19 protein-coding genes are annotated in these 25,210 nt (G+C 42.4%); all 19 read right to left on the bottom strand.

The genetic code is table 11. The features are described 5' to 3' along the window. Positions 1 to 14: 14 nt before the first annotated feature. On the bottom strand, positions 15 to 1,391 hold the full coding sequence (locus AB8P51_RS11170) for an MBL fold metallo-hydrolase RNA specificity domain-containing protein (RefSeq protein WP_369748914.1): 1,377 nt from the start codon (positions 1,389 to 1,391) through the stop codon (positions 15 to 17). Positions 1,392 to 1,589: 198 nt separating this feature from the next. Further along, entirely contained in the window at positions 1,590 to 1,844 is a 255-nt protein-coding gene (locus AB8P51_RS11165) for a hypothetical protein (protein WP_369748913.1), read from the bottom strand. Between the two features lie 38 nt (positions 1,845 to 1,882). Further along, on the bottom strand, positions 1,883 to 2,722 hold the full coding sequence (locus AB8P51_RS11160; RefSeq protein WP_369748912.1) for an ATP cone domain-containing protein: 840 nt from the start codon (positions 2,720 to 2,722) through the stop codon (positions 1,883 to 1,885). Continuing rightward, a complete protein-coding gene (locus AB8P51_RS11155; RefSeq protein WP_369748911.1) occupies positions 2,715 to 3,269 on the bottom strand; it encodes an ion channel in 555 nt (184 codons plus the stop codon). Before AB8P51_RS11155 ends, AB8P51_RS11160 begins: the two co-directional genes overlap by 8 nt. 14 nt (positions 3,270 to 3,283) lie before the next feature. After that, positions 3,284 to 4,114, bottom strand: coding sequence for a universal stress protein (locus AB8P51_RS11150; RefSeq protein ID WP_369748910.1), 831 nt, complete (start codon positions 4,112 to 4,114; stop codon positions 3,284 to 3,286). A gap of 30 nt (positions 4,115 to 4,144) precedes the next feature. Then, complete coding sequence (locus AB8P51_RS11145; RefSeq protein ID WP_099543691.1) at positions 4,145 to 5,158, bottom strand: 2-hydroxyacid dehydrogenase; 1,014 nt, start codon at positions 5,156 to 5,158, stop codon at positions 4,145 to 4,147. A gap of 4 nt (positions 5,159 to 5,162) precedes the next feature. Then, positions 5,163 to 6,437, bottom strand: a complete 1,275-nt coding sequence (locus tag AB8P51_RS11140) for an MgtC/SapB family protein (RefSeq protein WP_369748909.1) — start codon at positions 6,435 to 6,437, stop codon at positions 5,163 to 5,165. A gap of 63 nt (positions 6,438 to 6,500) precedes the next feature. Beyond that, positions 6,501 to 8,825, bottom strand: a complete 2,325-nt coding sequence (locus AB8P51_RS11135) for a glycosyltransferase (RefSeq protein WP_369748908.1) — start codon at positions 8,823 to 8,825, stop codon at positions 6,501 to 6,503. Next, positions 8,812 to 9,864: a pesticidal protein Cry7Aa gene (locus AB8P51_RS11130; protein WP_369748907.1), complete on the bottom strand. Its 1,053-nt coding sequence runs from the start codon at positions 9,862 to 9,864 to the stop codon at positions 8,812 to 8,814. Before AB8P51_RS11130 ends, AB8P51_RS11135 begins: the two co-directional genes overlap by 14 nt. 46 nt (positions 9,865 to 9,910) lie before the next feature. Continuing rightward, entirely contained in the window at positions 9,911 to 11,065 is a 1,155-nt protein-coding gene (locus AB8P51_RS11125; protein ID WP_369748906.1) for an NAD(P)/FAD-dependent oxidoreductase, read from the bottom strand. After that, positions 11,055 to 13,481, bottom strand: a complete 2,427-nt coding sequence (ppsA, locus tag AB8P51_RS11120) for a phosphoenolpyruvate synthase (RefSeq protein ID WP_369748905.1) — start codon at positions 13,479 to 13,481, stop codon at positions 11,055 to 11,057. The genes AB8P51_RS11125 and ppsA overlap by 11 nt, the downstream gene beginning before the upstream one ends. A 95-nt stretch (positions 13,482 to 13,576) precedes the next feature. Further along, positions 13,577 to 13,741, bottom strand: a complete 165-nt coding sequence (locus tag AB8P51_RS11115) for a hypothetical protein (protein WP_369748904.1) — start codon at positions 13,739 to 13,741, stop codon at positions 13,577 to 13,579. A gap of 27 nt (positions 13,742 to 13,768) precedes the next feature. Continuing rightward, positions 13,769 to 17,341 (bottom strand): pyruvate:ferredoxin (flavodoxin) oxidoreductase, encoded by a 3,573-nt coding sequence (gene nifJ, locus AB8P51_RS11110; RefSeq protein ID WP_369748903.1) that lies wholly within the window; start codon positions 17,339 to 17,341, stop codon positions 13,769 to 13,771. A gap of 2 nt (positions 17,342 to 17,343) precedes the next feature. Next, entirely contained in the window at positions 17,344 to 18,987 is a 1,644-nt protein-coding gene (locus tag AB8P51_RS11105) for an NAD(P)-binding protein (protein WP_369748902.1), read from the bottom strand. Between the two features lie 51 nt (positions 18,988 to 19,038). Next, positions 19,039 to 20,142, bottom strand: coding sequence for a site-2 protease family protein (locus tag AB8P51_RS11100; RefSeq protein ID WP_369748901.1), 1,104 nt, complete (start codon positions 20,140 to 20,142; stop codon positions 19,039 to 19,041). Beyond that, the gene (locus AB8P51_RS11095) at positions 20,139 to 22,496 is read right to left on the bottom strand and encodes a hypothetical protein (protein WP_369748900.1); all 2,358 of its coding nucleotides are present in this window, start codon (positions 22,494 to 22,496) and stop codon (positions 20,139 to 20,141) included. Before AB8P51_RS11095 ends, AB8P51_RS11100 begins: the two co-directional genes overlap by 4 nt. Positions 22,497 to 22,498: 2 nt before the next feature. After that, the gene (locus AB8P51_RS11090) at positions 22,499 to 23,473 is read right to left on the bottom strand and encodes an ATP-dependent 6-phosphofructokinase (protein ID WP_369748899.1); all 975 of its coding nucleotides are present in this window, start codon (positions 23,471 to 23,473) and stop codon (positions 22,499 to 22,501) included. 178 nt (positions 23,474 to 23,651) lie between these two features. Beyond that, positions 23,652 to 24,899, bottom strand: a complete 1,248-nt coding sequence (locus tag AB8P51_RS11085; protein ID WP_369748898.1) for an acetate/propionate family kinase — start codon at positions 24,897 to 24,899, stop codon at positions 23,652 to 23,654. A gap of 86 nt (positions 24,900 to 24,985) precedes the next feature. Continuing rightward, entirely contained in the window at positions 24,986 to 25,198 is a 213-nt protein-coding gene (locus AB8P51_RS11080; RefSeq protein ID WP_369748897.1) for a hypothetical protein, read from the bottom strand. Positions 25,199 to 25,210 lie beyond the last annotated feature (12 nt).

Raw genomic sequence — 25,210 nt, 5'->3', positions numbered from 1 at the left:
TTGATTGATGTGATTTATTCTATTTCTTCGATGGTGTATAATTGCGGAATTTCTGCATCCCACCCATAAGTTTCCTTGATGCCTTTTTGCAATGCTTCTGCACTCTCTTTTTCACCGTGTACAATGAAAATACGTTCGGGTTTGTTTTTTATATTGTCCATCCAGTCCATAAGCTCTGCGTGGTCTGCGTGTGCCGAAAGCCCTTCAATTTCTGCTACTTGCATTTTAAACGGCACCCATTTTCCATATACTTTTAATTCTTTTTCACCTTCCAATAATTTTCTGCCACGAGTGCCTTCAGCTTGATAGCCTACAAAAAGTAAGGTGTTATTTGGATTTTGTGCCTGTGTTTCAAGATAGTTTAGCATTCTTCCGCCTGTGAGCATTCCGCTTCCTGCAATCACGATTTTTGGTTTGTTATCTGTTCTTAATTCCATTGTTTCACGATAACTGCTAACAACTGTAAAGTGTGAGCACATTTCGTCACATTCGTTGTCTTCCAATCTGTGCCAATCCCGAGTTCTATGAAACAGTTCCAATACGTTGGCACCCATTGGACTATCCATAATCATTTGTACTTTGGGGATTTTGTTCTCCTTGAGTAACCTCCAAAAAATAAGCATCATCAATTGGGCGCGTTCAACCGAAAAACTTGGTATAAAAAGGCTTCCGCCCCTTGAAATGGTTTCGTTGACCAATTTTTCTATAAGAGGGATGGCCTCTTTTTCTTCGGGATGTAACCTGCCGCCATACGTTGATTCCATAAAAAGTATATCGGCCCTTTTTGGTTTTATTGGGGGATATAATAGCAAATCGTTTGTTCTGCCAATATCGCCCGAAAAGACAAATCGTTTACCCTGCACGTCCAATTCAATATAGGTTGCCCCGAGAATATGTCCGTTATACTGAAATCTTGCTTTTACGTTTTTCAACAAAGGCATCCACTGGCCAGGTGGTACTCCCTTGAAATACGGAATGGTCTTTTCAACATCCTTCAAATCATATAAGGGTTTTGCAGGATTGTGCTTTGAATAACCTTCTTTATTGGCTCGTTCGGCCTCCTGTTCCTGTATTTTGGCACTATCGTTCAATATAATTTTGGCGATGTCCAAAGTGGGGTAGGTGCCATAAATTGGCCCTTTGAAACCTTGTTTTACCAAGCGTGGCAAATAACCCGTATGGTCCATGTGCCCGTGGGTAAGCAATATGGCATCAATGTCGTTGACGTTGACAGGCGGGTATTCCCAATTTTTTAGGCGTAGTTCTTTGAGGCCCTGAAATAGACCGCAATCCACAAGTATTTTTCTGTCCCCTGTATCCAGAAGATATTTGGAGCCGGTAACGGTTCCCGCCGCACCTAAAAAATGAATTTTTATTGTATCTGTGTCCATTACTTTTATTCGTTAATGCTGACTGTACAATGCTGGTAAATCTCTTAAATTCCTTTTACTACTTGTATCCAAACCCAACATCATATTGTATTATTACTAACTTTACTTATCACTGCATTCACTAACCTACGTCTTGGCAGAGTTATAGACCTGTTCAATGGATACTGCCAGTTGTTGAGGCCTTTTATTTGTCTGTTACTAGAGTCCCCCACAGCAGGAAGGCATGTTTCCTTTGTCTTGGTTCGATTTGCATAATGCTTCTATTTCCTTATACAAATCGTGAAAGTCCTCTTTGATAAGAAGGGCTAGTTTCTTAGCGGATTTGGGTTCTGAATTGACCATCTCCAAGAGAATTTCAAAGGCTTCTTCCAGCAACAATGGATTGTCTTCCATTGCTTGATAAAATGGCTCTAACTCGATACTCTTCTGTTTTTGCAATTCTTTTGTTTTCATCTGTATTATTTTTTAAGATTACTAAATGTTTAATTATTTTAATGTGTTGTACATAATTCTTCCGAATCTTTGAGAATGTTTTTTTGTCTTTGTTTGGGAATACCTATTTGCTCCAATAGTGATGGGTTTTCATTAATTTCCTTGCAGAGCACAATGCCTTCATCCAATAATTCAGATTTTTCCGCTTTGGTCAATGTGGTCAAAGAGGTTAAGGGATGTAGGCCGAGTCTGTCTATTCGTTCCTTCAAACCGTTTCCTTTAGGATAGTCCCAACTCGTCATCATCAAACCTGCACAGGCGCCATATTGGATGGCATCGCTCGTAAAACGGGTATTGGTATAGACACCGCCATGATGAAACTTGGTTTCATGGCCTTGTTGTTTTTGCCATTGTTTTTCTACATCCAGAAATCGTGAATGGATGTATAGCGGAATCTTTACATTGCAGAACCTTCCCTGATCACTATGGTATTTGCACTCTATCATATAGTGTTTATTATCTTTCTGGGCAATCACGTCCACTTCATGCTGTACACAGTTGCCTTGTACGATTACCCCGACTTTTGTGTCAAAACCTTCATGGTCAAACACCTTGCCCACAAATTTTTCAAAGGGATAGCCTGAAGGCCCTAATTCCATCAGGGCTTTTTTCAGCTTGTACTTTGAGGCACTTACCCTAGCTCTGCTCTTAAGCATTTTAAAAGCTAATTGATAGATCTTTTTGGTGCTGATTCCATCATAAAGCGTATTTTCAATATCCTGAATGATTTGCTCAACTATTTTGCTATCGGCACCTGATCTTTTCAAAGAGCGTATCAATTTTTCTACTTGAAAGGGTACTTTCTCCCCATTTGCTTTTATTACTTCTATGCTATTCATTGAGGTGTATTTTTTTTATGTTGGCAAATGCGAAAACGACCAAGAAAAAGCTCAAAAATATTTCGAGCATGACCACGAATCTGGCCGCTTCGGAAATTGGGGCAATATCCCCATATCCAACTGTTGAAAAAGTAATTACACTGAAGTAAAAAAAGTGGAACAGATTATACACATATGAATTTGAATGAACGGACATACCTTCAAATGCCATATGATCGAATTGATAAAGACAGGTATAATCCGTAGCAAAAGAAAACACACTGATCATTAGTATTAATCCAAAAACCCAGAGTAATCGTTTTATGGAGTGACAAATTGTTATCAGGTCGGATAGTTTTTTCAAGGTGGTCAGGGTAATCACAATAGTTTTTCCCAAGGCCGCAACAGCTATGATGATATGAAATGGCCAAGAGCTGTGATCTATCGTGGACATCAAGGCTACGTACAACAAGCTGATTCCAATAATTGTGAACACAGGCAGGACCGTTTTTCCGAACAATGCTTTAATAAAGGGTTTTTCCTGTATTTTATTCATGTTATCTGACATGTTATTGAACTGTTTTAAATACGAAATGTCATTACCGGAAGTGAAGAGTGATTGGTTACCCCCTCAGCAATACTTTTGGAGAACAATCCCAAAAAACCTGTACTTCCATGGGTACACATAGCAATGAGGTTTGCCTCATTGTTTTTTAGGTAGGTATTTATTCCGGTTTCCACATTCATTTCGTTGTATACATTCATGGAATAGTCTTGGAGGTCTGGAAATTTTTCCAGGAAGTTGGTAATCGGTTTCAATCCCAAAGCAATACTATTGTTGTCCGATTCGGTGTTGATACGAAGGAGATGTATTTTGCCCCTACACTTTTCTGCGATGGACAGTACTTCTTTAAAAGCCTCGCTTACATCTTCTATGAAATCAGATACAAAGACAATATCCTTGAAGGGAAACGTCACTTCATCTTCCTTTACCACGATGACCGGAACATTGGATTTTCTGACCAATTGTTCCACATCGCTTCCAAGAAGTTCACGGACGATTCCTTTTGTCCCACTGCTTCCGGTAATGATAAAGTCATGTTTAAAATGCCCCGAATGTCTTAAAATGTTCTTCCTGTCCACATGGTATTCCAAAAATGTCAGGCATTTTAAATTTTCTTTTTCTGCCATTTTCTCCAACGCCCGCAATTTTGACTTGGCCGTGCCAATTTGTTTTAGCGTCTCAGGGTACCTTTTCTCTTTTTGCTTATCCAGTTTTACCCAATCCACCGGGGTCTGCATCAAATGGAAAAAATGGATTTCGGCATCGTAGAGCTTGGCCATTTTAATGCCCAACTCAGCTGCCTTATTACAGTTGTCGGAAAAGTCGGTAGGTACAAGTATATTTTTCATGGTGATATAGTTTATAGGTTCATATAAGTTCTATGGTATATTTCGAGGATTTTGAATGGTAACTTCATTTCCAGAGTCCATGCCTTTTTCAAAACAATCCAAATTGTAGATAGTGGTATCCGCAATATTGGTCAAAGCGGTATCGGTCAAGAAGGCTTGGTGGCTTGTTATCAGAACATTGTTGAAGGTCATCAAACGGGCAATGACATCATCTTGCAAAATTTCATCTGAATGGTCTTCAAAAAATAACCCTTCTTCCTCCTCATACACATCGATGCCGAAATAGCCAATTTTTTTAGACTTTAAGCCTTCGATAACCGCTTTGGTATCGACCAGTCCTCCACGACTTGTATTGATAAGCATGACACCAGTTTTCATAAGTGCAATGTATTTTTTATCAATTAAATGCTTTGTTGATGGGGTAAGTGGAACATGCAGACTTATGATATCTGCCTGTTTGCAGATGGTCTCACAATCTGTATAGCGAACACCATATGAATTGATGAGGTTTTTATCTTCAACCACATCTTGTACAAGGATATTACAGCCAAAACCATGTAGTATTTTAACCAATACAGCGCCTATTTTCCCTGTTCCTATGACACCTACAGTTTTTCCGTTTAAGTCGAAACCGGTGAGTCCGTTTAAAGAAAAATTCTGGTCACGTACCCTGTTGTGTGCTTTAATCAGTTTTCGGTTAAGTGCGAGTATTAAAGCCATAGCATGCTCTGCAATGGCATACGGTGAATAGGCTGGGACACGAGCCACTTTTATATTCAATTCGGCAGCCTTTTCTATATCAACGTGATTGAAGCCTGCCGTACGCAGCGCGATATATTTTACCCCTAAGGCACTTAACTTTTCAAGTACCTTCTCCGAGGCATCATCACTTGTAAATAGGCTTATGGCTTCAGAGCCTGTTGCGAGAACAGCTGTTTCTTCGGTCAAACGGCTTTCCAATAATTTTAATTGGTGAGCGCCATTATTTGCCTTTACCAGATAAGGTTCTTCAAATTTATGCGTGCTGAATATGGTTGTTTTCATTATTTTATTTTTGAATTCCTAACTGTATTAATATATATGCTATACCCACAACGACAACAGTTCCAAAAATTAGCATCACGAGTTTTCCCGTTTTTTTGGAGCCTTTGAAATAGGTTATACCCAACTTTACAATCATATTGCTTATGGTTGCTGTTATGATGACATTGGTTGCCAATGCGAGTTTTTCTTCTAAAGACCCAAATTTTGCCATACTAATTGTAATGGCATCGGTGTCTGCCAATCCTGCAATGAGTGCCGAATAGTATAGACCGCTTTCGCCAAAAAATTGGTTTCCATAAAAAACGGCAAACAGAATAGCCACATAAATACCACCAAACCCAAGGGCATTCCAAATATTAAGTGGATTACCTAGGTTGATAGCTGTTTTTGGGACATCTGTATTCTTTTTAATAAATACCAATGCGCTTATCAAGCAGATAAGGGTAAGAATGGTAAATGGAACAACTAAATAGGAAAGTATGGCTCTATTGAAAATATAGGCCAAAATAGCGAGTCTGGGAAACATTATGGCAGAAGCTATAATGATACCTGAAGCATATTGTTTTGAAAGTTCTGGCGATTCCTTACTTCGGGAAGCATATATCCAAGAAACAGCGGTACTTGAAATCAATCCGCCTAAAATCGCGGTGAGCAAAATACCACGTTTAGAACCTACATATTTTACAAGAAAGTAGCCAATAAAGTTCAGAAAAGAAACAATCACTATAATTGCTCCAATCTCAAAAGGGTTTAATAAACCTTCGGGTCCATAGTCTTGATTTGGTAAGAAAGGCAAAATAAGAAGCGCAATAATTGAAAACTTTATAAAGGCAAAAAGCTCTTCTGAAGTAATATTCTTAATGAATGTATTGAAGGTGGTTTTTAACGATAACAGAGTAACCACTATAACTGCGGTGGCAACTGCTTCTTTATGTAAATGATTTGCAACCATAACACCTAAAATTAACGTAGCAAACAATGCCATATTGGTGGTTATCCCAGTCATTAGGTGTTTTTGGACTATGGAAAGATGACTCAAGGACAAAAACAAAAGAAATGCTGCCGAAATAATAATGACCAACCAAGGTGTATAAGCTGCGGTAAGGTTGCCTAATATAAAACCAATGATTGCCACAATAGGGAATGTTCTTATCCCTGCAAAACCTTGTTCTTCCTTCAATTTATCGTATTCACGTTCCAGCCCCAGGATGAGGCCTATACCCAGACTAATAAGTAATCCAAGGATAAATGGGTTTATATTTTTTAGAGTCTCTACCATAAATAGCTATTCATTTTTTTACTTTGCTGTATTAAAAGCACACGTTGTTTGATATATTACGTTCTACTTTGAAGCTTTTAGCAATGCGCTTTTCTTGGACGATCTCTTTGACAATGTCTTAAAACCAATTCCTTCTTTTAACTTTAAATCTGATTTAGTTTCTTTAAGACCCACCTCCAAAGGGTAATCTTCAATAATTAAACGTGCCAATAAGTAGCACAAGCTGGATTCCGCACCTTGATTTATATTTATATTTTCTACTTCAAGGCCATCATAACAAGCACCATTTACAGGGTTATACATAATTTGCTTGAGATGGTTATTACCTAAAAACCAACTAAACGCGGTATGTAATTGCTTGGCGTATTTCTTTTTGTGGGTAACTCTGTAGAACAGGTCCAATGAAAGAATGGTATAAGCCACCTCAATGGGTTGTTCACCATGAAAGGTACGTTTGTTTCTTTTGTGAAACCATCCGTCATTAGAAATGACTTTAATTTGTCCTTTCATAAAATATTGTGACAATAAAAAGTCAAAAGTAGTTTCGGCAACGTCCTTGTATTTTTTATTTTTTGTGATAAGCCACGCATATAAAAGTGCTTCAGGTAATATACTATTGGCATAGGTCAGATAATCTTCAAACCATTCCCATTTTTTATCACTGGTAATATTAAAAATGCGCAAGAGCTCTTCGGCCAATGTATCTGCTAACTGATTATATTGGGTATTAGGCTCATTTTCTTGATAATAATAAAGTCCTTTTAATATAAAGCCAATGGCTCGTGGGGAATTAAAATCTGCTACATTTTGTATGACGTTCTTAAAACAGTTTTCTGCTTTGGCTACTAAACTTTTGGGTAGGTTTTCCGTATCAGACAACACATAGCCAAGTGCCCAAATGGCTCTGCCATTGGAATCTTCTAGGTTTACTTCGGTATTCTGATTGGTAAATTGCTCTTCATAATCCACATAATTATAGAACAATCCATCGTCCTGTTGGCAAAACACAATAAAGTCCATATAAATTTCAATGAGTCTCAGGACTTTGTCATTTCTTTTTTTCTTATAATACATAAGCATCGCTATTAACGCCCTCGCGTTATCATCAAGGGTATAACCAAAAGACGTGTCTGGTTCACTAAAATTCGAAAATTGAAGCATCCCAAAGTCAGTGGTCATGTCTTCAATATGGTCTGTTTTTATGGGTGGCAAACTAAAATCCAAAGAATTACTGTCTTGCAAATAATCCTGAAAAATATCGGAATAGGAAATGGCTACATTTTCCCAACTAAAAGCACGCATTTTAATAAAGGCATTTTTCCCCATTGATGTTGCTATGAACGGTTGTTCCAGCAAATCGATAACAGCGTCGCTAATTTCTATGGGATCTTCAAAATCATTCAATAAAATACCAGTACTGGGATCAAGACATTCTTTGGAATGGGGAATAGGTGTTGATATAACGGGGTTTCCGCAACTCATGGCATAAGCAAAAGTGCCGCTAACGGCTTGGTTGGGATCTTTAGATGAGAATAAGTAAACATCGGATAAGGATAGGTATTCCAACAACCTGGTAAGTTCCAAATATTCGTTTATAAAAATGACATGGTCTTTAATATCTAAATCATCGACTATTGTTAAAAGCGCATTTCTATATGTTTCGCCTTCTCTCTTTAGTATTTCAGGATGTGTTTTGCCTAAAACCAGATAAACTGTGTTAGGGAATTTTTGGAGTATTTTTGGCAATGCACGAAGTGCTGTTTCTATATTTTTATTCTCACTTAATAAACCAAATGTGGAGAGCACATTTTTATTTTGAAAGCCATATCTATTTTTAAGCCGTTGTTTTTCTTTCCATAGTACAATATGGGTGCCATGGGGTATGACAGCTATTTTGTTAGTATCAATGTGATAATCACTTACTAGTATTTCTGCGGATTTATTGGTAAGAACAATCAGCTTTTCACTCAGGTCATCCAACGCCTGCATTATTTTAGTTCTTTTTTTATCAGGATTGGGAAGAACCGTATGAAACACACAGGAGATTGGGATGTCTAACTTAAGAAGGAAAGCCACTAAATGGCTACCGTAGTTACCTCCAAACAACCCAAACTCGTGTTGTACACAAACCATTCCAATATCGTCCCTTTCATTTAACTTATTTGCAACTTTGAAATAAGAACTTAACTCTTGGGCATCTATTTTATATGTAACTTCTTCTGGATAATCATTAGCGTCGCAGCACTCATTTTCTAGTGCACATACCTCGATTTGCATGGTAGCACCAAAGCCTTTTTTTAGGGATCTGATTAAATCTTGTGAAAAAGTAGCAATTCCGCACTCGCGTGGAGGATATGAGCAAACGAATAAAATTTTATGATTTTTCATGATATAGCTGTTTTTTTAATTCATTTAATAATGCTTTCAGCCTTACTTTGGCTACAGCCGTATGCTTGTCGGCCGCTCCATAATAGATATGGAGGTCGTCCCCGAACAATGCCGTACCTGTTGGGAACACCACGTGGTTTACTACACCTTTCAGTTCCCACTCCTCTACCGGGGAAAATAGGGGATAGGGCAATCGTCCAATTACTTTTGAGGGGTCATCAATATCCAGTAATGCAGCGGCGGCGTGATAGGTCTTTCCAACGGGGGTTTCACAAACTCCGTGGTATATCATCAGCCAACCATCTTTTGTTTGTATGGGAGGGCATCCGGCACCGAGATAATTCACTTCAAAATCAAATAGGGGATCCATGAGGATATGATCATGAAGGTTCTTTATATGATCTTCCCAAAACTCTTTGGTAAGGTCTTCCCATTTTTCAAAATGTACTATTTGTATTCCTGGCCATATACGATGGAGCATTACAAATTTACCATTGATTTTTTTTGGGAATAAGACAATGTCCTTATCCCTCAGATACCTATGTTTTTCATCTACCAATCCAATTTGTGCAAACAAGTTGTAGTAATAATAATACTTAGGATTCAATCTTTCCTGATTACAATGCTCCAAATGGTATTTATATTCATTGTAGGTAATGAACGGTGTGATTATCCCCTTTTTCTCAAAATGTTTCAGGTCTTTTGAAGTTGCCAAAGCACCCATGGCATTGATGCCGTCATAAGCTGTATAAGTTAAATAATAGATATCTTCAATTTTAACAATACGAGCATCTTCCACACCATGTTTTTCATAATCAAAATCACGAGTTATTAACGGGCTTGATTTCCTTTCTATGAGATCTAAATGCTCATTGGTTTTGGCATATCCAATGGTAGAATAGTTGCCATCTTCCACAGCTCTGTAAAAAATGTGTACGTCTCCATTTTGCTGATATATACCAGGGTTTAAAACCCCATTGTTTTCAAATTCCAATTGGGTTGGACTTAATAGTATGCCTTGTTTTTCTATTGTTATCATAATTGAAAGTGATTTAAAAATGAGTCATTGTATTCATGTAATACTTTTAGCAATCTATTTCAGTTTCCATCGCCTCATGCTTGCCGTGTTTACACCATAAACACGAACAGTTTTTGTGCATGCACTGTTTGTCTTTTAATCTGGGGCGAAACCACAGTTTTACAAAGGGTAACAGGATGCGGTTGCCTATGCCATAGTGGCTGTATTTTTTAACCATAATAGGGATGAGGTCTTCTTTTTCTGAAATCATTTTAAGTACTTTGCCATACCCTTTATTACCCAATCTGGTAAACATCCATCGGTTTATTAACCCAATTTCCATTTTAGGCTGAATGTGTGTTTTACAAAGATCGGGATAGGAGCTGCCTTCAATAATACTTTGGGCTGCCAAATATCCGGAATGCATCGCATAGCGCATACCAAAACCCCACAAAGCATCCTGGAATCCTGCATTTTCCCCTACGTAATAAATCCGGTTGTCTTTGGTTAACGTCTTGTTGAAGAAGAAGTTGACATACCCACCAAACTCCTTGGGGTTGATAATGTCAATATCCACGGTTTCATGAAGCCGCTTCAAGGCACGTTCAAAAAATTCCTGTGCATTTGTAAATGATTTGAACATACAGGTTGCAAATGTGGCTCTGCCTTCATCTACCAATAGATAGGCATAAGCCTGAGGTGCCATATCATCGTCTAAAAAACCCGCATAGTAATTTTTATGATTAGTTTCAAAAACAATGCCTTTAGCAATGGCATCGGCCGCCTTGGGTCCTGTACCAATAATGACTTGTCCATCAGGTACTTTTTTTATGCGTGAACCCCATTTTATATGAACCCCAGCTTCTAAAGCTTGTCTTTTTAATCCTTGGTCCAGGGACCATTCATTTATGCCACGTTCTACCAAATAAAATAAAGGACGCGAGGTTTTAATCTTGTGTTTTTTCGCCGAGGCATCAAAATATTCCCCATTACTGTAAGGCGCAAACCTGAAGTTTATAGACACACCTATTGATTCCAGGAACTCTTTTGCGTCTTCTTGGGTTGACCAGTTATCTATACCCTGAAAATCACCATTAAAACGTGTGCCTACATTTGTTTTCATTTCATGAACAGTCACCTTGTAGTTATTTTTTGCAAGGGTGATTGCCGCCACTAAACCTGCAGGACCTGCTCCAATGATATTTACGGGTTTAGACTTCATTATTTATGTTTTGTTTTAACTGGTTCCTTTCTGCTGCGTTTATATTCTCAATGCCTTTTAACAGTGCATCGGGGTTAAATGAAATACTATCAATGCCACATTCCACCAAAAATTTAGCGTATTCAGGATAATCACTGGGTGCCTGTCCGCATAAACCTATTTTCACTCCATGTTTATTCGCCTTTTCAATGGCCATTTTAATCAGTTGCATGACGGCCGGGTCAAAAGGGTCGAACACTTCGCTCAACAATTCTGAATCACGGTCGGCTCCCAAAGTAAGTTGCGTAAGATCATTGGAGCCTATGGAAAACCCGTCGAAATATTTGGAAAATTCCTCGGCCAACAGAGCATTGCTCGGTATTTCTACCATCATATACAGTTGCAGTCCGTCAACGCCTCGTTTTAATCCCTTTTTAGCCATCAGTTTGATGACCTTTTTGGCTTCGGCTACATTCCTTACAAAAGGCAGCATCAATTTAACATTGGTCAAACCCATATCTTCCCGGACCATTTTCATGGCTTCGCATTCCATTTCGAACGCTTCACTATACAATGGGTGGTAATAGCGCGAAGCACCCCTAAATCCGATCATTGGGTTTTGTTCTTTGGGTTCAAACGGATGCCCCCCGATCAGGTTGGCGTATTCGTTGGATTTAAAATCGCTCATTCTTACAATCACATCTTTAGGATAGAATGCTGCTGCGATGTTGGCCGTTGCTTCAGCGAGCCGATGGATGAAATAATCCGGCTTGTCTATATAATGATGCGTTAGGCCTTCTATCTGCCGTCGCACCTCCTTATCGGTTATTTTTTCGAAATGGCGCAGTGCCATAGGGTGTATCTGAATGGCATTATTGATTATGAACTCCATACGCATCAGACCTATACCCTTGTTGGGAAGAACAGCATATTTAAAGGCCATATCGGGATGACCCAGAATGAGCATCACGTCAGTTTGAGGTACTTCGATCCGAGAAAGGTCAATTTCCGTTTCATCCCAGCTTGCCTCGCCCACATAAACATAGCCTGTATTGCCTTCGGCTGTGGATACCGTAATAAGCTGTCCGTCCTTTATCGTCCGGGTAGCATTACCAGAACCCACAATAGCGGTTGTGCCAACTTCACGCGCAACAATGGCCGCATGTGAGGTTCTTCCTCCTTGGTCCGTTATGATGGCACCTGCTTTTTTCAAAATGGGGTCCCAATCTGGGTCGGTTCTGCCGGTTATGAGTATCTCACCCTTTGCCAGCTTGTCCATCTCGGATGGGGATCTCAGCAACCTTGCCCTTCCTGAAATAATACTATTGCCAAGGCCAATTCCCTTACAAATAAGTTTGCCTTTTTCTTTAATCGTATATTCTTTAAATGATGTCTTTTTTGCCTTTTGGCTATGTACCGTTTCGGGTCTGGCCTGCACAATAAAGAGCTTGCCACTCGTACCGTCTTTTGCCCATTCTATATCCATGTGCCTTTTATAATATTGCTCAATTAGCACTGCCCATTCTGCCAGTTGGGTCACTTCGTCATCGCTTAATATAAATCTCTGTTGTTGATCCAGGGGAGTGTTTGTGTTAATGATGGCTTCTTCCGGTCTTACGATATCATGTACCGATTTCCTAGAGTAGATCATCGTCTTTTCCTTGGTGCCCAACTTTCGGGAAATAATGGCTTGCCTAACCTTACCTATAAAAGGCTTGAACACCAAAAACTCATCGGTGTTTACGCTTCCCTGTACTACGTTTTCACCCAAACCCCAAGCACCGGCAACCAAAGCCACTTTTTCAAAGCCGGTATCGGGATCAAGTGAGAACATCACACCTGAGCAGGCTTTATCAGAACGCACCATCAATTGTACCCCGACAGAAAGGGCCACTTTGTTATAGTCAAAGCCATTATCGATACGGTATTTAATGGCCCGATCGGTAAAAAGCGAGGCATAGCAGCGATGACATGCTTTTAGCAAATTTTCAATGCCACGCACATTCAAATATGACTCCTGCTGACCTGCGAAACTGGCATTGGGGAGGTCTTCGGCGGTGGCACTGCTGCGGGCCGCAAAAGAAATATTCTCTCCATTTTGATTCGTTAGATATTCGTAGCCCTCTTTGATTTTATCTTCCAATTTTTGATGAAATAAACCACTTAGCATCAATTGTCTACACTTTTTACCAACCTCCTGTAAATTGGAGAAGTTGTCGGTATCAAGAAAGGAAAGTATTGTACTTAATTGACTCCTAAAATCGTTATGGTCAAGGAAATCCCAATAGGCATCAGATGTAATAGCGAAACCATTTGGGACCGCAATACCCTTACTTGATAGATTTTGATACATTTCACCTAGGGAAGCGTTTTTCCCCCCTACCTGTGGAATATCGTTTATCCCTATCTCGTCGAAGTATTTGATGTATGTTTTCATATTATCTTCTTTAAGGCATTCAATATTATGGTTTATTTCTTGTCGAGTCCGGAGCCTAAGACACGATGGAAAAACTTGTCAAGGGCATCCACATTTCACCTACTGTCCATATAGACCTCGCCCAATCCCGGTGAACCCTTTATCAGCAATTTTTTGTACAGTCGTTCATCCTTGATCCCAAAATCCAATGGGCGACTACCGTTTATCCCTATATTCGCCGTTTCCAGTAAGCTTTGTATTTCTAATTTGTTCCCTTTCATATTTTATGCTTTTAAGTAGTATTTCGGTTACATTACGGGGTTAAATTCCTTGGCGCCCCATCCCGACATATCCACATAGGTTTTCCACCGTAGATCTACCAGTTCCTGGGCGGCTTTCATAAGGCGTTCAGCCTCTTCGGGATTGGTACGGGTCAAAATCCTATAGCGCAGTTCATTGTAGGCATACTCCTTTAATTTTATGGTGGGGGTGGGGGAATCCAGGACAAAAGGGCTTTTGCCCATTTTTCTCAACGTGGGATTGTAACGCAGCAAGGGCCAATGTCCGCAATCCACCGCCAGTTTTTGCTGGGTCATTCCTTTTTGCATATCTATGCCGTGCGCGATACATTGACTGTACGCCAATATGATCGAAGGACCGGGATAGGCTTCCGCCTCGCGCATGGCCAAGAGGGTTTGCTGTGGGTTGGCACCCATGGCTACCTGCGCCACATACACATTGCCGTAGGAAATAGCCTGTAGGGCCAGGTCCTTCTTGCCCACTTTCTTACCGGCAGCGGCAAATTTGGCGGTAGCGGCCGTCGGGGTAGCTTTGGACATCTGCCCGCCCGTATTGGAATAGACTTCGGTATCCAAAACCAGTACATTTACATTCCTGCCCGTGGAAAGGACATGATCCAACCCTCCGGACCCTATGTCGTATGCCCAACCATCACCCCCCACCAACCATACGCTTCTTCTTACCAGATGATCTGCCACAGACAGTAGCATTTTAGCCTCGTCCTTATCCATTAGGGTCAATTTTTTTTTAAGAACGGCAACCCTTTCGCTTTGCTTGCTTATTTCCGATTCATAGAGTTGGTCATTGTCAAGTAGCTGGTCTGCCAATTCTTCGCCTAATTCAGTGCTCAAGTACTGTACCAGCCCTCTTGCCATAGCCAGGTGGTTATCGGCCGTTATTCTCATTCCCAGGCCGAATTCGGCATTGTCCTCGAACAAGGAATTGGACCAGGCAGGTCCCCGGCCTTCTTTATTAGTCGCCCAGGGCGTTGTGGGCTGGTTGCCCCCATAAATAGAAGAGCAGCCCGTGGCATTGGCCACGATGAGACGGTCACCGAACAACTGAGTGAGCACTTTTATATATGGCGTTTCACCACAACCGGCACAGGCCCCGGAAAACTCGAACAGTGGTTCAAGAAATTGGGTACCCCGTACGGAAGAGAAATCTACTTTGTCACGGTCATTCATGGGAAGGCTTTCAAAGAATTGGATGTTCTCCCTTTCCTTTTGCAGTATGGGTTTCCTTGGTCTGAGGTTGATGGCCTTGGTGCTTTCATCATCCGGGTCGGTAACCGGACACACTTCCACACAGAGGTTGCAACCGGTACAATCTTCCACGTATACCTGTAGGGTATAGCGTGTTTCAGGGAATCCGCGGGCATTGATGGTCGCAGACGGAAATTCCTCCGGTGCCTGTTCCAGATATTCCTTGTTATAAAATTTAGAACGGATAACGCTGTGCGGGCACACAAAACTACAGTTGCCACACTGGATACATATATCTTTCTCCCACTGCGCAACGAGATCGGATAAGTTGCGTTTTTCCCAGCGAGTGGTAGCACTGGGGTAAGTGCCATCTACCGGGAGTTTACTCACTGGCAGTTCATCGCCATCGCCTCGCATCATCATAGCGGTGACCTGCTGAACAAATTCAGGCGCTTCGGCCGGTACCGTTGGAGGAAGCGGAATGTCGCCTGTGGCCCTTGCCGGGACTTTTACTTCATGCAAATTTTCCAGGGTGGCATCCACCACACGGAAATTCTGCTCAACAACGGCTTTTCCTTTCTTGCCATAGGTTTTTCTTATCGAATTTTTTATCCTTTCTATTGCTTCCCCTTTTGGCAATATTCCGGAAAGCGCAAAAAAACAAGCCTGCATAATAGTGTTGATTTTCGTACCCAGCCCAGAAGCTTGCGCCACACCCGATCCATCAATGACATAAAATTTCAACTTCTTTTCTACAATCTGTTCCTGGACCGGCAATGGGAGGTGATCCCAAACTTCGTCAACTCCATAAGGACTGTTCAATAAAAAAGTGGCTCCCTGTCCGGCGATGCGAAGCATTTGTACCTTCCCGATATACGTAAATTTATGGCAGGCAAGAAAGTTTGCCTTGCGGATAAGATAGGGGGCCGGAAGGGGCTCGGGACCAAACCGCAGATGGGAAACCGTTTGCGTTCCGGATTTTTTGGAGTCATATACAAAGTAACCCTGAGCGTATAAACCCGTTCCTTCCCCAATAATCTTAATACTGTTCTTATTAGCACCTACAGTTCCATCAGATCCCAGCCCGAAGAATATGGCACTGATGGTTCCTTCGGGAATGATATCGTATGCAGGGTCGTATGCTATACTGCTATGTGAAACATCGTCAATGATACCCACTGTAAAACTATTTTTAGGAGAAGCTTTTTTCAATTCATCAAAAACGCCTTTAGCCATACCGGGGGTAAACTCTTTGGAAGAAAGCCCGTAACGGCCTCCTACAATTTGTGGGAACATGCTAATATTTCCAAGACGGTACGCTTCCGCCATAATGGTTAGCACATCCTGATAAAAGGGTTCGCCAATGCTGCCGGGTTCCTTGGTGCGATCCAGTACGGCTATTTTTTTTACGGTTTCCGGAAGCACTTCCAGGAAATGTTTGGCGGAAAAAGGACGGTAGAGCCGGATCTGTACCACTCCCACTTTTTCCCCTGTTTCGGTCAGCTTTATAACCGTTTCTCTAACTACTTCCGCCCCGGAAGCCATGATGACGATGATCCTTTCTGCATCGGCATCGCCATAGTATTGATAAAGTTTGTAATTCCTACCGGTAAGATGGCCAAAATCGTCCATTGTTTTTTGAACAATTTCCGGTATCCTTGAATAATAAGGATTAACGGTTTCCCTGGCTTGAAAGTACACATCGGGATTTTGCGCAGTACCACGGATAAAGGGTTTATCGGGGTTTAGACCACGTTGTCTGTGGGCATAAACCAATTTATCATCGATCATGGCTCTAATCTGCCCGTCCGTGAGAAGGTTGATCTTGTTCACTTCATGGGAAGTACGGAACCCGTCGAAAAAGTGCATAATAGGTATCCTCGATTTTAGTGTTGCCGCCTGGCAGATAAGAGCCATGTCATGTGCTTCCTGGACGGAAGCCGAGGTAATCATGGTAAATCCGGTTGTCCTTGCGGCCATTACGTCGCTGTGGTCACCGAAGATAGACAATGCCTGGGCGGCGAGGGAACGAGCCGCCACATGAAAGACCGTAGCGGTGAGTTCCCCCGCGATCTTGTACATATTGGGCAACATGAGCATCAATCCCTGTGAGGCTGTAAAGGTGGTGGCCAACGACCCTGTCTGCAAGGCCCCATGAACGGTAGCGGCAGCCCCTCCTTCGCTTTGCATCTCAACAACATCGGGTATATTGCCCCAAATATTTTTCACCCCTGCAGCGGACCATTCATCGGTGTGTTCGGCCATGGGGGAGGCCGGGGTAATTGGGTAGATGGCACATACCTCATTAACGCGGTAGGCCACATATGCTACGGCTTCATTGCCGTCAATGGTCACCATTTTTGTTTGCTCCTTCATAATCACAGATCTATGTTTTTTGGTTCGGGAATCATTTCTATGGCGTGACAAGGGCACTGCTCATAACATATCGCGCAGCCGGTGCAACGATCGAAGTTATACTGATACCCGTTGCCTGGCCCCAATTTGATTATGGCATCTTCGGGGCAGGCACCATAGCAGCCATCGCACTCAAAGCAATTGCCACAGGAGAGGCAGCGTTGTGATTCAAACAACGCTTCTTCTTTACTCAGGCCTGCCTTTATCTCATCAAATCCTTCCACCCGCTTTTCGACAGGGAGTATGGCCTGTTCCTTTTGTGGAGCATTTGTTTTATACCAAAGGTGCAACCGTTCATACCCCACCACCGGGTGTTTGGAAGGTTTTTGGTAGGGTGTTCCCCGCAAAAAGCCGTCAATATAACGCGCCGCTTTCTTGCCATGCCCTATCGCCACCGTAACGCTACGCTCACTTGGAACCATATCGCCTCCGGCAAAGACACCTTCACAGCCGGTCATCATATCCGGACCAACGATGACCGTTCCATCTTCCTTGAACCCAATGCCGGGCACCTTTTTTAAGAAACCCGTGTCGGTATCCTGTCCCACGGCTAGTATGAGGGTGTCTGCTTCCAGGGTTTCGAATTGCCCTGTGCCCACGGGGCGGCCATCTACCAACCGCATGACCTCAACGGTGAATGTGTCCTCATCCATCGCTTTTATGGTGCGCAGCCAGTTAATCTTTACACCTTCTTCGATCGCTTCTTGAGCTTCAAAATCATGGGCAGTCATGTGCTTACGGTCGCGTCTGTAGATTATGGTCGCCTCGGATGCTCCCATCCGCTTTGCCGTTCTTGCGGCATCCATGGCCGTGTTACCCCCACCATAAATGGCCACTTTTCTGCCAATTTTAGGTGTTTCACCCTGTTCTACCTGTTTTAGAAAACCGATAGCGTCCAAAATTTTTTCGGCATCCCTGCCGGGGATATCTATTTTTCTAGAGAGATGTGCCCCAACGGCGATGAACACAGCATCAAAACTGCCGGCTTTTTGTTCTTCCAGTACATTTTCTACTTTACGGGCGAGAATAATTTTGACACCCATTTTTTCAATACGTCGCACCTCTTGATCAAGCATATTTCGTGGAAGACGATAAGCAGGAATCCCAAAATGCATCATACCGCCTGCCACCGGTCCTGCCTCATAAACCTCAACCCTATGCCCCAATCTGGTGAGATGGTATGCCGCAGACAATCCACTTGGCCCGGCTCCAATCACAAGTACTCGTTTTCCACCCGGTTTTTTGTCGAATTTGACCTGCCAATTTTTCCTGAGTGCCTCATCGCCCAGAAAACGTTCTATGGCGTGAATGCTAACCGGACTGTCTATAAAGGTCCGGTTACAGCCATCTTCACATGGATGGTAGCAAACGCGACCCATAACCGCGGGCATGGGGTTGTCCTGCATGATGACCTGCCAGGCCGCTTCATTTTCACCCGCTTGGGCCAGTGCCAACCAAGCCTGGATGTTTTCTCCGGCAGGACAATCATTGTTGCACGGAGGAAGCAAGTCGACATAGACCGGACGCTGTTGCCTGATAGGACCGGTTCCCAAATCATGTCCTTTTAAGTCTGGAGGGGATGTTATGTCTTTAGTTTGCTGTTTCATAATACTGTAACTTATAATGTTAGATCCTTTGAGTTTCTGCCTTTTCCTTTTTCAGGTTTTTGCGATTCCATTCTTTTTGGCCAATGCCTTTTTTATCATTACCATTTCATTAATGCCCTTCGCGTCCACAATGCCTATAAGCTGCCCTCCCTCCAAGACGGGGGCAAGTTGAGCATTGTTGGACATGAATTTTTCATATACCTGCTGTAAAGGCATGTCCGGGACAATAATGACGAAATCTTTCCGCATTACTTTGGATACAGGAGCAGAATTTCCGTATGTCGACAATCCCTTGATTAGTTCTTTTCGTGTCAAGACACCCTGTACCTGACCATTTTCTTCAACTACGAATCCTTGTTCCTGGGTATTCCGTAACAACTGTAAGGCCTTTTCTAAGGTTTCTTCAGGCAACAAACATGTATATTTCTGAATCAGAACATCCATGGCCGTATATCCGGTGAGTGCGGATTTAGCACTTTCGCGCACTTCCTCGGCCCCGGCCCCCAGATATATGAACAGACCAATGAATACCAACCAGAAACTGGAAAAGAAACCTAGAAAGACAAATACTATCGCTAGAAACTGCCCCACACGCGCGGCGATTGTTGTTGCCTTTAATTTGCCCATATTGAATGACAATAATGCCCGTAATACCCTTCCACCATCCATGGGAAAGGCAGGTATCAAATTAAAAACGGCCAAGATCACATTGGCGACCATTATATTGAACCAGAAATTGTCACCACTCATGTGGTCTATTTCCGAAATAGGTAAAAGTTGGTCATTAACGTACAGAAAGATATAGAGAACTCCGGCAATAACGAAGTTTACCGCCGGACCGGCCAGGGCCACAGCCAGTTCCTGCGCAGGTTTGTCGGGCATTTTATGGAGACTGGCCACTCCACCAATGGGATAGAGCGTAATTCCGCGTGTGGGAATCCCATATTCTTTTGCCATTAGGGCATGGCCAAACTCGTGTAAAACCACACAGGCGAATAGAACGAGAATAAATAGAACACCTTGTATGGCTTCAGTCCAACCGTGGCCCATTTGATAGTGCATCATGAATATCCATCCAATGATGATCCAAAAGGTCCAATGGATAAACACCTTGATACCGGAGTAGCTTCCCATAAATAACGACCATTTTTTCATAGTTGTACGATTTCAGGGTTTTTTAATCGATATGCCATCACTATCAATACCGCATACCCCAAGAGTCCGAGCAGGAATACGTAGCTGTAACCGTATAGGATAGAGATGACAATGGCAAAAATAGAGGCCGCGACCCCGGCCACGCTGGATATACCCAATAAATAGGAAATTACCTGCTTCTCTTTAAATGAGGTGGCTATTCTTAACAACAGGGGAAAGGGAACTCCTATGAAAAAGGATGGAAATAGTAAAAGAATAGCCACCCAAAATTCTGATAACCGCTCGTACCACATAGGGAGCAGTACATACACGGTGAGCAAACATACCAAAATGATTAACGCCGCATACACGGTCAGTTTTTGGGGAAGGTTTTTTTTGAACGCCCTCGTCATTAAGCTGCCCATACCATTGCCCAATAGAAATGTAAAAAGCAACAATGAAAATGACTGCGACGGGCTCGACAGTTTTAAATTAAGTACCTGGAACAGGTAACCTTGTATAAGAATATACGAAAACCCCAATAAAAAGGCCAATAGGGCCAAGACACGGAACTTTTTTTGAGCGGTTACGGCGGTGTCCTCATAAAAGGAAACAGATTTCCATTTGTTTGCATGATTGAACAGAAACCAACCAATAATGAATATACTTAGCCATAGGGGTGTTGCCATGGCATTGGGAATACCGTTGTTGTAATTGAAAAAATACGGCGAATCATCACTGACCGGTCTTAGGTTTATGGATGCGGTTTTCCAAAGTTCATCATGCGGATAGGTTCCCGAGGAAATATCATAGATCAGGTCGTCGAACATAAACCATTGATAATTTACGTTCTGCACGATCGTATCCAAACCCTCTTGTTTTATGTATGGAAAGTAAAACACATCTTGGTCCAGTTCCAAATAGTGTGCGATACGATGGATCTCCTCGATCATTTTCTGTTCAAAAGGAGTCTTTTTAATGACCAACACAGGGTTCATTCCATTTGAGAAGATATAGACCTTTTTAAGTGCCTCCTTTTGGCCGATCCCCATCCGGTCCTTAAGTTCCAAATAGTTGGCCAACATTTTATATACTTCCTGTCTGCCGTGCATCGTGAAATAGACGGCCCCGTTTTCCGTCAGGCCCTCCAAGTAATCGGCCAAAGCTTCCATGGTAAACAGGTAGTTTTCCGTAAGCCCATAGAAGTCGGTTCCCCGCGAACCCTTGGTTACGGGAATGGTCAATAGTATGGCATCATATTTCCCCTTGTTCTTGATCACAAAATTCCTGCCCTCGTTTACCTCTACCTTTATGTTCTCCTTTTCAAGGAAGGTAGCGGGATTGTATTTTTCCATGAGCGAAACAAAAGAGGGATTGACCTCGACGGCATCAACATAACTGTAGCCCGAAAAATATGCCGCTGCAATGTCGATCCCTCCACCCGGTCCGATTATGAGGACTGAATCCTTGTCGTTTTCATTGACAAAATTCATGGCAAATACGGCCGGGAAACCCAATAGTGCCTTTCTTATTTTTAAAGTGTCCTTTGCCAGTTCATCAATGTTCACCACTTCGGTCCCCGCGGCCCCATCGATGAACATGGTTTTTGAAACGGTACTGTCGGGATAAGTGAATTGCACCAGATCGGTCTTGCCGAAAGCGCTCCAACGACTTTCCAGTTTTTCACTTTGTAGGGCAGGGTTGTTCATAAGGCGATACATATCCTTCGAGGGGTCTTTTGAAACGGGGATATCGATGTCGAGGGCATCCTTTCCAAGCCCCATCAAAATGATAATGGCCACCGATAAAAGGGCCAATGCCCTTGAATAGCGGTTTGTGTTTGCCAAGGCGTTTATCGCCCAAACGAGCAGCAGAAGCCCTATGGCTATTGCGACCACATAGACCAAGCTGAACGTATTGAGCAAAAATACCGAGACTAGTGCCCCGCCTGCCGCTCCAATAAGATCTATGGCATAAAAAGTAGATGCATGGCGTTTATTCTTTTCGAATATAAAGGCATAGACAATCCCGATGGCTATAAAAGGTACGATAGAGAAGACAATAAAAGCAAATAGGCCTAAAGCATTAAAGGATGAACTACCGATTTTTGATAGCACAAGCAATAGGGAAAAACCCAAGAACATGGCAATCGCAGGTAAGGCGGCCCAAAAACCCAATGCCTTGTCCATTCTGTTGTAAAACTTGGCATAGCTTATTTGGCCGATTCCCAGCCCAAGTATGGAAAAGGCGATGATAATGAGCACGAAATGAAAACTGAGAAGGTAGGAGAACAATCGTGAGAGACTGATCTCAAAGATAATGGTCGCCGCCGTCAGCAGAAAGATAATCGATATGTCGGGTAAGGATCTTTTCATTTTTAAGTACCGAATATTTTTAAAAGTTCTTGCAGTTCATCGTTCACTTGGTGTTGTTTTACCACCTGCTCAAAGGGGGTCAGGCTCAATTGATTGTCCAAAACCCCGACCATTGCATTTCTTCTGCCCAGCAAAAGTGCCCTGACTGCGGCCGATCCAAGTCTGATTCCCAACATTCTGTCTAGGGACGAAGGGCTACCTCCCCGTTGCACATGACCAAGTTTTGTAATCCGCAGGTCCACTTTTGAATTGATCTCCTTGATTTTTGAGGCCACCAATTCAGCTCCCAGTTCATCTCCTTCCGAAACCACTACGATAAACCCATCTTCACTTTTATAGTCCTTGACTTTTTTAAGCAACTGGAGCATATCTTCACCGCTCTCAGGTATCAATATGGCATCGGCACCAACGCCCAATCCGGAATGAATGGCAATATAGCCGCTATCCCGGCCCATTACTTCCACAATAAATACCCGATTGTGGGATTCGGCAGTATCTTTAATTTTATCGATATTTTCAATGGCCGTGTTGACCGCGGAATCAAAACCAAGGGTGTAATCGGTTCCGGAAATATCGTTATCTATGGTCCCGGGAATACCTATGAATTGGATGTCACAAATCTCTGAAAAAGCAAGCAGGCCCTTAAAAGTACCGTCGCCACCAATGGCTACCACAGCGTCGATTTCATTGTTCTGAAGATTTTTAAAGGCAAGTTGTCTTCCTTCCAGAGCCATAAATCGCTCGCTTCTGGCGGTTTTCAATACCGTACCACCACGGTGTACCGTTTTTTGTAGCTGTTGGCTTTCCAGTGGGATAAAATGCCCATCTATCATGCCTTCGTACCCCTTTAGGATGCCGCTTACCCTGATGCCATGTTGCTCAGCTACCTTTGCAGTTCCGAAGAGCGCAGCGTTCATTCCCGGAGAATCGCCCCCTGAAGTGAATACCCCGATATGTTTTATTTTGCCATTGTCCATTTTCCTTTTTTTTAAAACTATTATTTACTCGATAAACGAGATTTAAATGCTCCGTAGTTTGCTTATTTAATAGAGCTTTGCCATCACATTAGGCTTGTCCATTCCACCTCCAATCCCTGACCTCGGGCATATCCAGCCCATTTTTACGGATGTAATACTTGTGCTTGATCAGCTTGTCCTATTTCACTATGTTGCTTTTCCATGTCTTACTTATTTTTGAACCGTTGTTCTTTATTTTTGATTCCATATAGAGGTCCGTCGTACATTTCGCGATCATTAGCTCTTCGTTGGTAGGGATTACCAATACCTTTACTTTGCCACCCTCTATCGAAATTTCGGATTGATTTTGATTGTTTCGGTCTTCGTCCAATTCGATTCCTACAAAACGAAGGCCTTCGCAAACCCTTGATCTGATTATGGGTGCGTTCTCCCCGATGCCGCCAGAAAAAACCAAGGTATCCAGGCCTTCCAATACGGTTATAAATGAGCCGATCCATTTTTTTAGCTGATAACAAAATAGGGCCACCGCATCTGCAGCCCTCACATCCGAGCTTTCCATTTGCAGAAGGTCCTGCATATCGGCACTGGTTTCCGAAACCCCTAAAAGGCCGGCTTCATTATTGATCAAATGATTGAACTGTTTTGTGTTCATTCCCTCACAGTTCATCATGTACCAAGCAACCCCCGGATCCAAATCCCCACTCCTTGTACCCATCATACATCCACCTGCAGGTGTAAAGCCCATACTGGTATCCATACTTTTGCCATCTTTCAAAGCCGCCAAACTGGCCCCGTTCCCAAGATGGGCCAGAATGATGCGTCCGTTCGCTTCATCGGCACCCGCTATTTCCTTTAGCTTTTCCATAAGAAAAGCATACGATAATCCATGAAAACCATACCGCTGAACTCCAGCTCGATCAAAGCGCCTTGGTATAGGCAATATTTTTGCTATGCGTGGCATTGTTGTGTGAAAGGCGGTATCGAAACAGGCTACCTGTAATACTCCCGGACATCTATATTTAAAAAGTTCAATGATTTCGATCTCAGCAGGTAAATGTTCCGGGTCGTAATTCCTTATTCGCTTTAATTCCTTAATTAAAGTTGCATCTATCACTTCGGCACGGGAATGTTCCATGCCATGGACGACACGATGGCCGATGCATTTAATTCTATCAAAACTGTTTTGCCTTTTTAGCCATAAGATCAAAAAGATGGCGGCCTCGTAAAAACCGGGACAGTATACTTCTAAGCTCATCTTTTCATCCTGATTGACGTTGGTAACATTGAAGCTTGTATTTTTTAATCCAATGCGGTTTATGCTCCCGGAAAATATAGGTTTCAGAGTCTTGGCCATTTCGTACATGGCGAACTTGATGCTGGACGAACCACCATTTATGGTAAATATGTTTGAATTTTCCGGGTACATTATTTGTATTAGATAAAAAATTTAGTCTTTAGAAATGAGATTCAACCCATTGAATCGATTGACCCATTTCTTTCGTTTATCAAGAATCAATTCTTTGGCCAGGCACAATCCTTATCCTCCATATAGAAGGCAGCGATTTTTTCATATTTTGGTCCTAACTCCTTAGCACACCACGCTAACAGGGCGGGCTGTTCCGAACAAGTGGTATTCCTGACCGCTTTTTCCAATTCTTTCTTTAACAGTTCATCATTAAAGCTTACCTTCTTTAGTACAACTTCATGGTATTCAAGCGTTTTCATTACTTATTTATT

The sequence above is a fragment of the Muriicola sp. SD30 genome (assembly GCF_041205185.1).
Lineage (GTDB): Bacteria > Bacteroidota > Bacteroidia > Flavobacteriales > Flavobacteriaceae > Muriicola.
The sequence above is the reverse complement of the archived record's forward strand: the minus strand, read 5'-3'. Positions and strand labels throughout refer to the sequence as shown.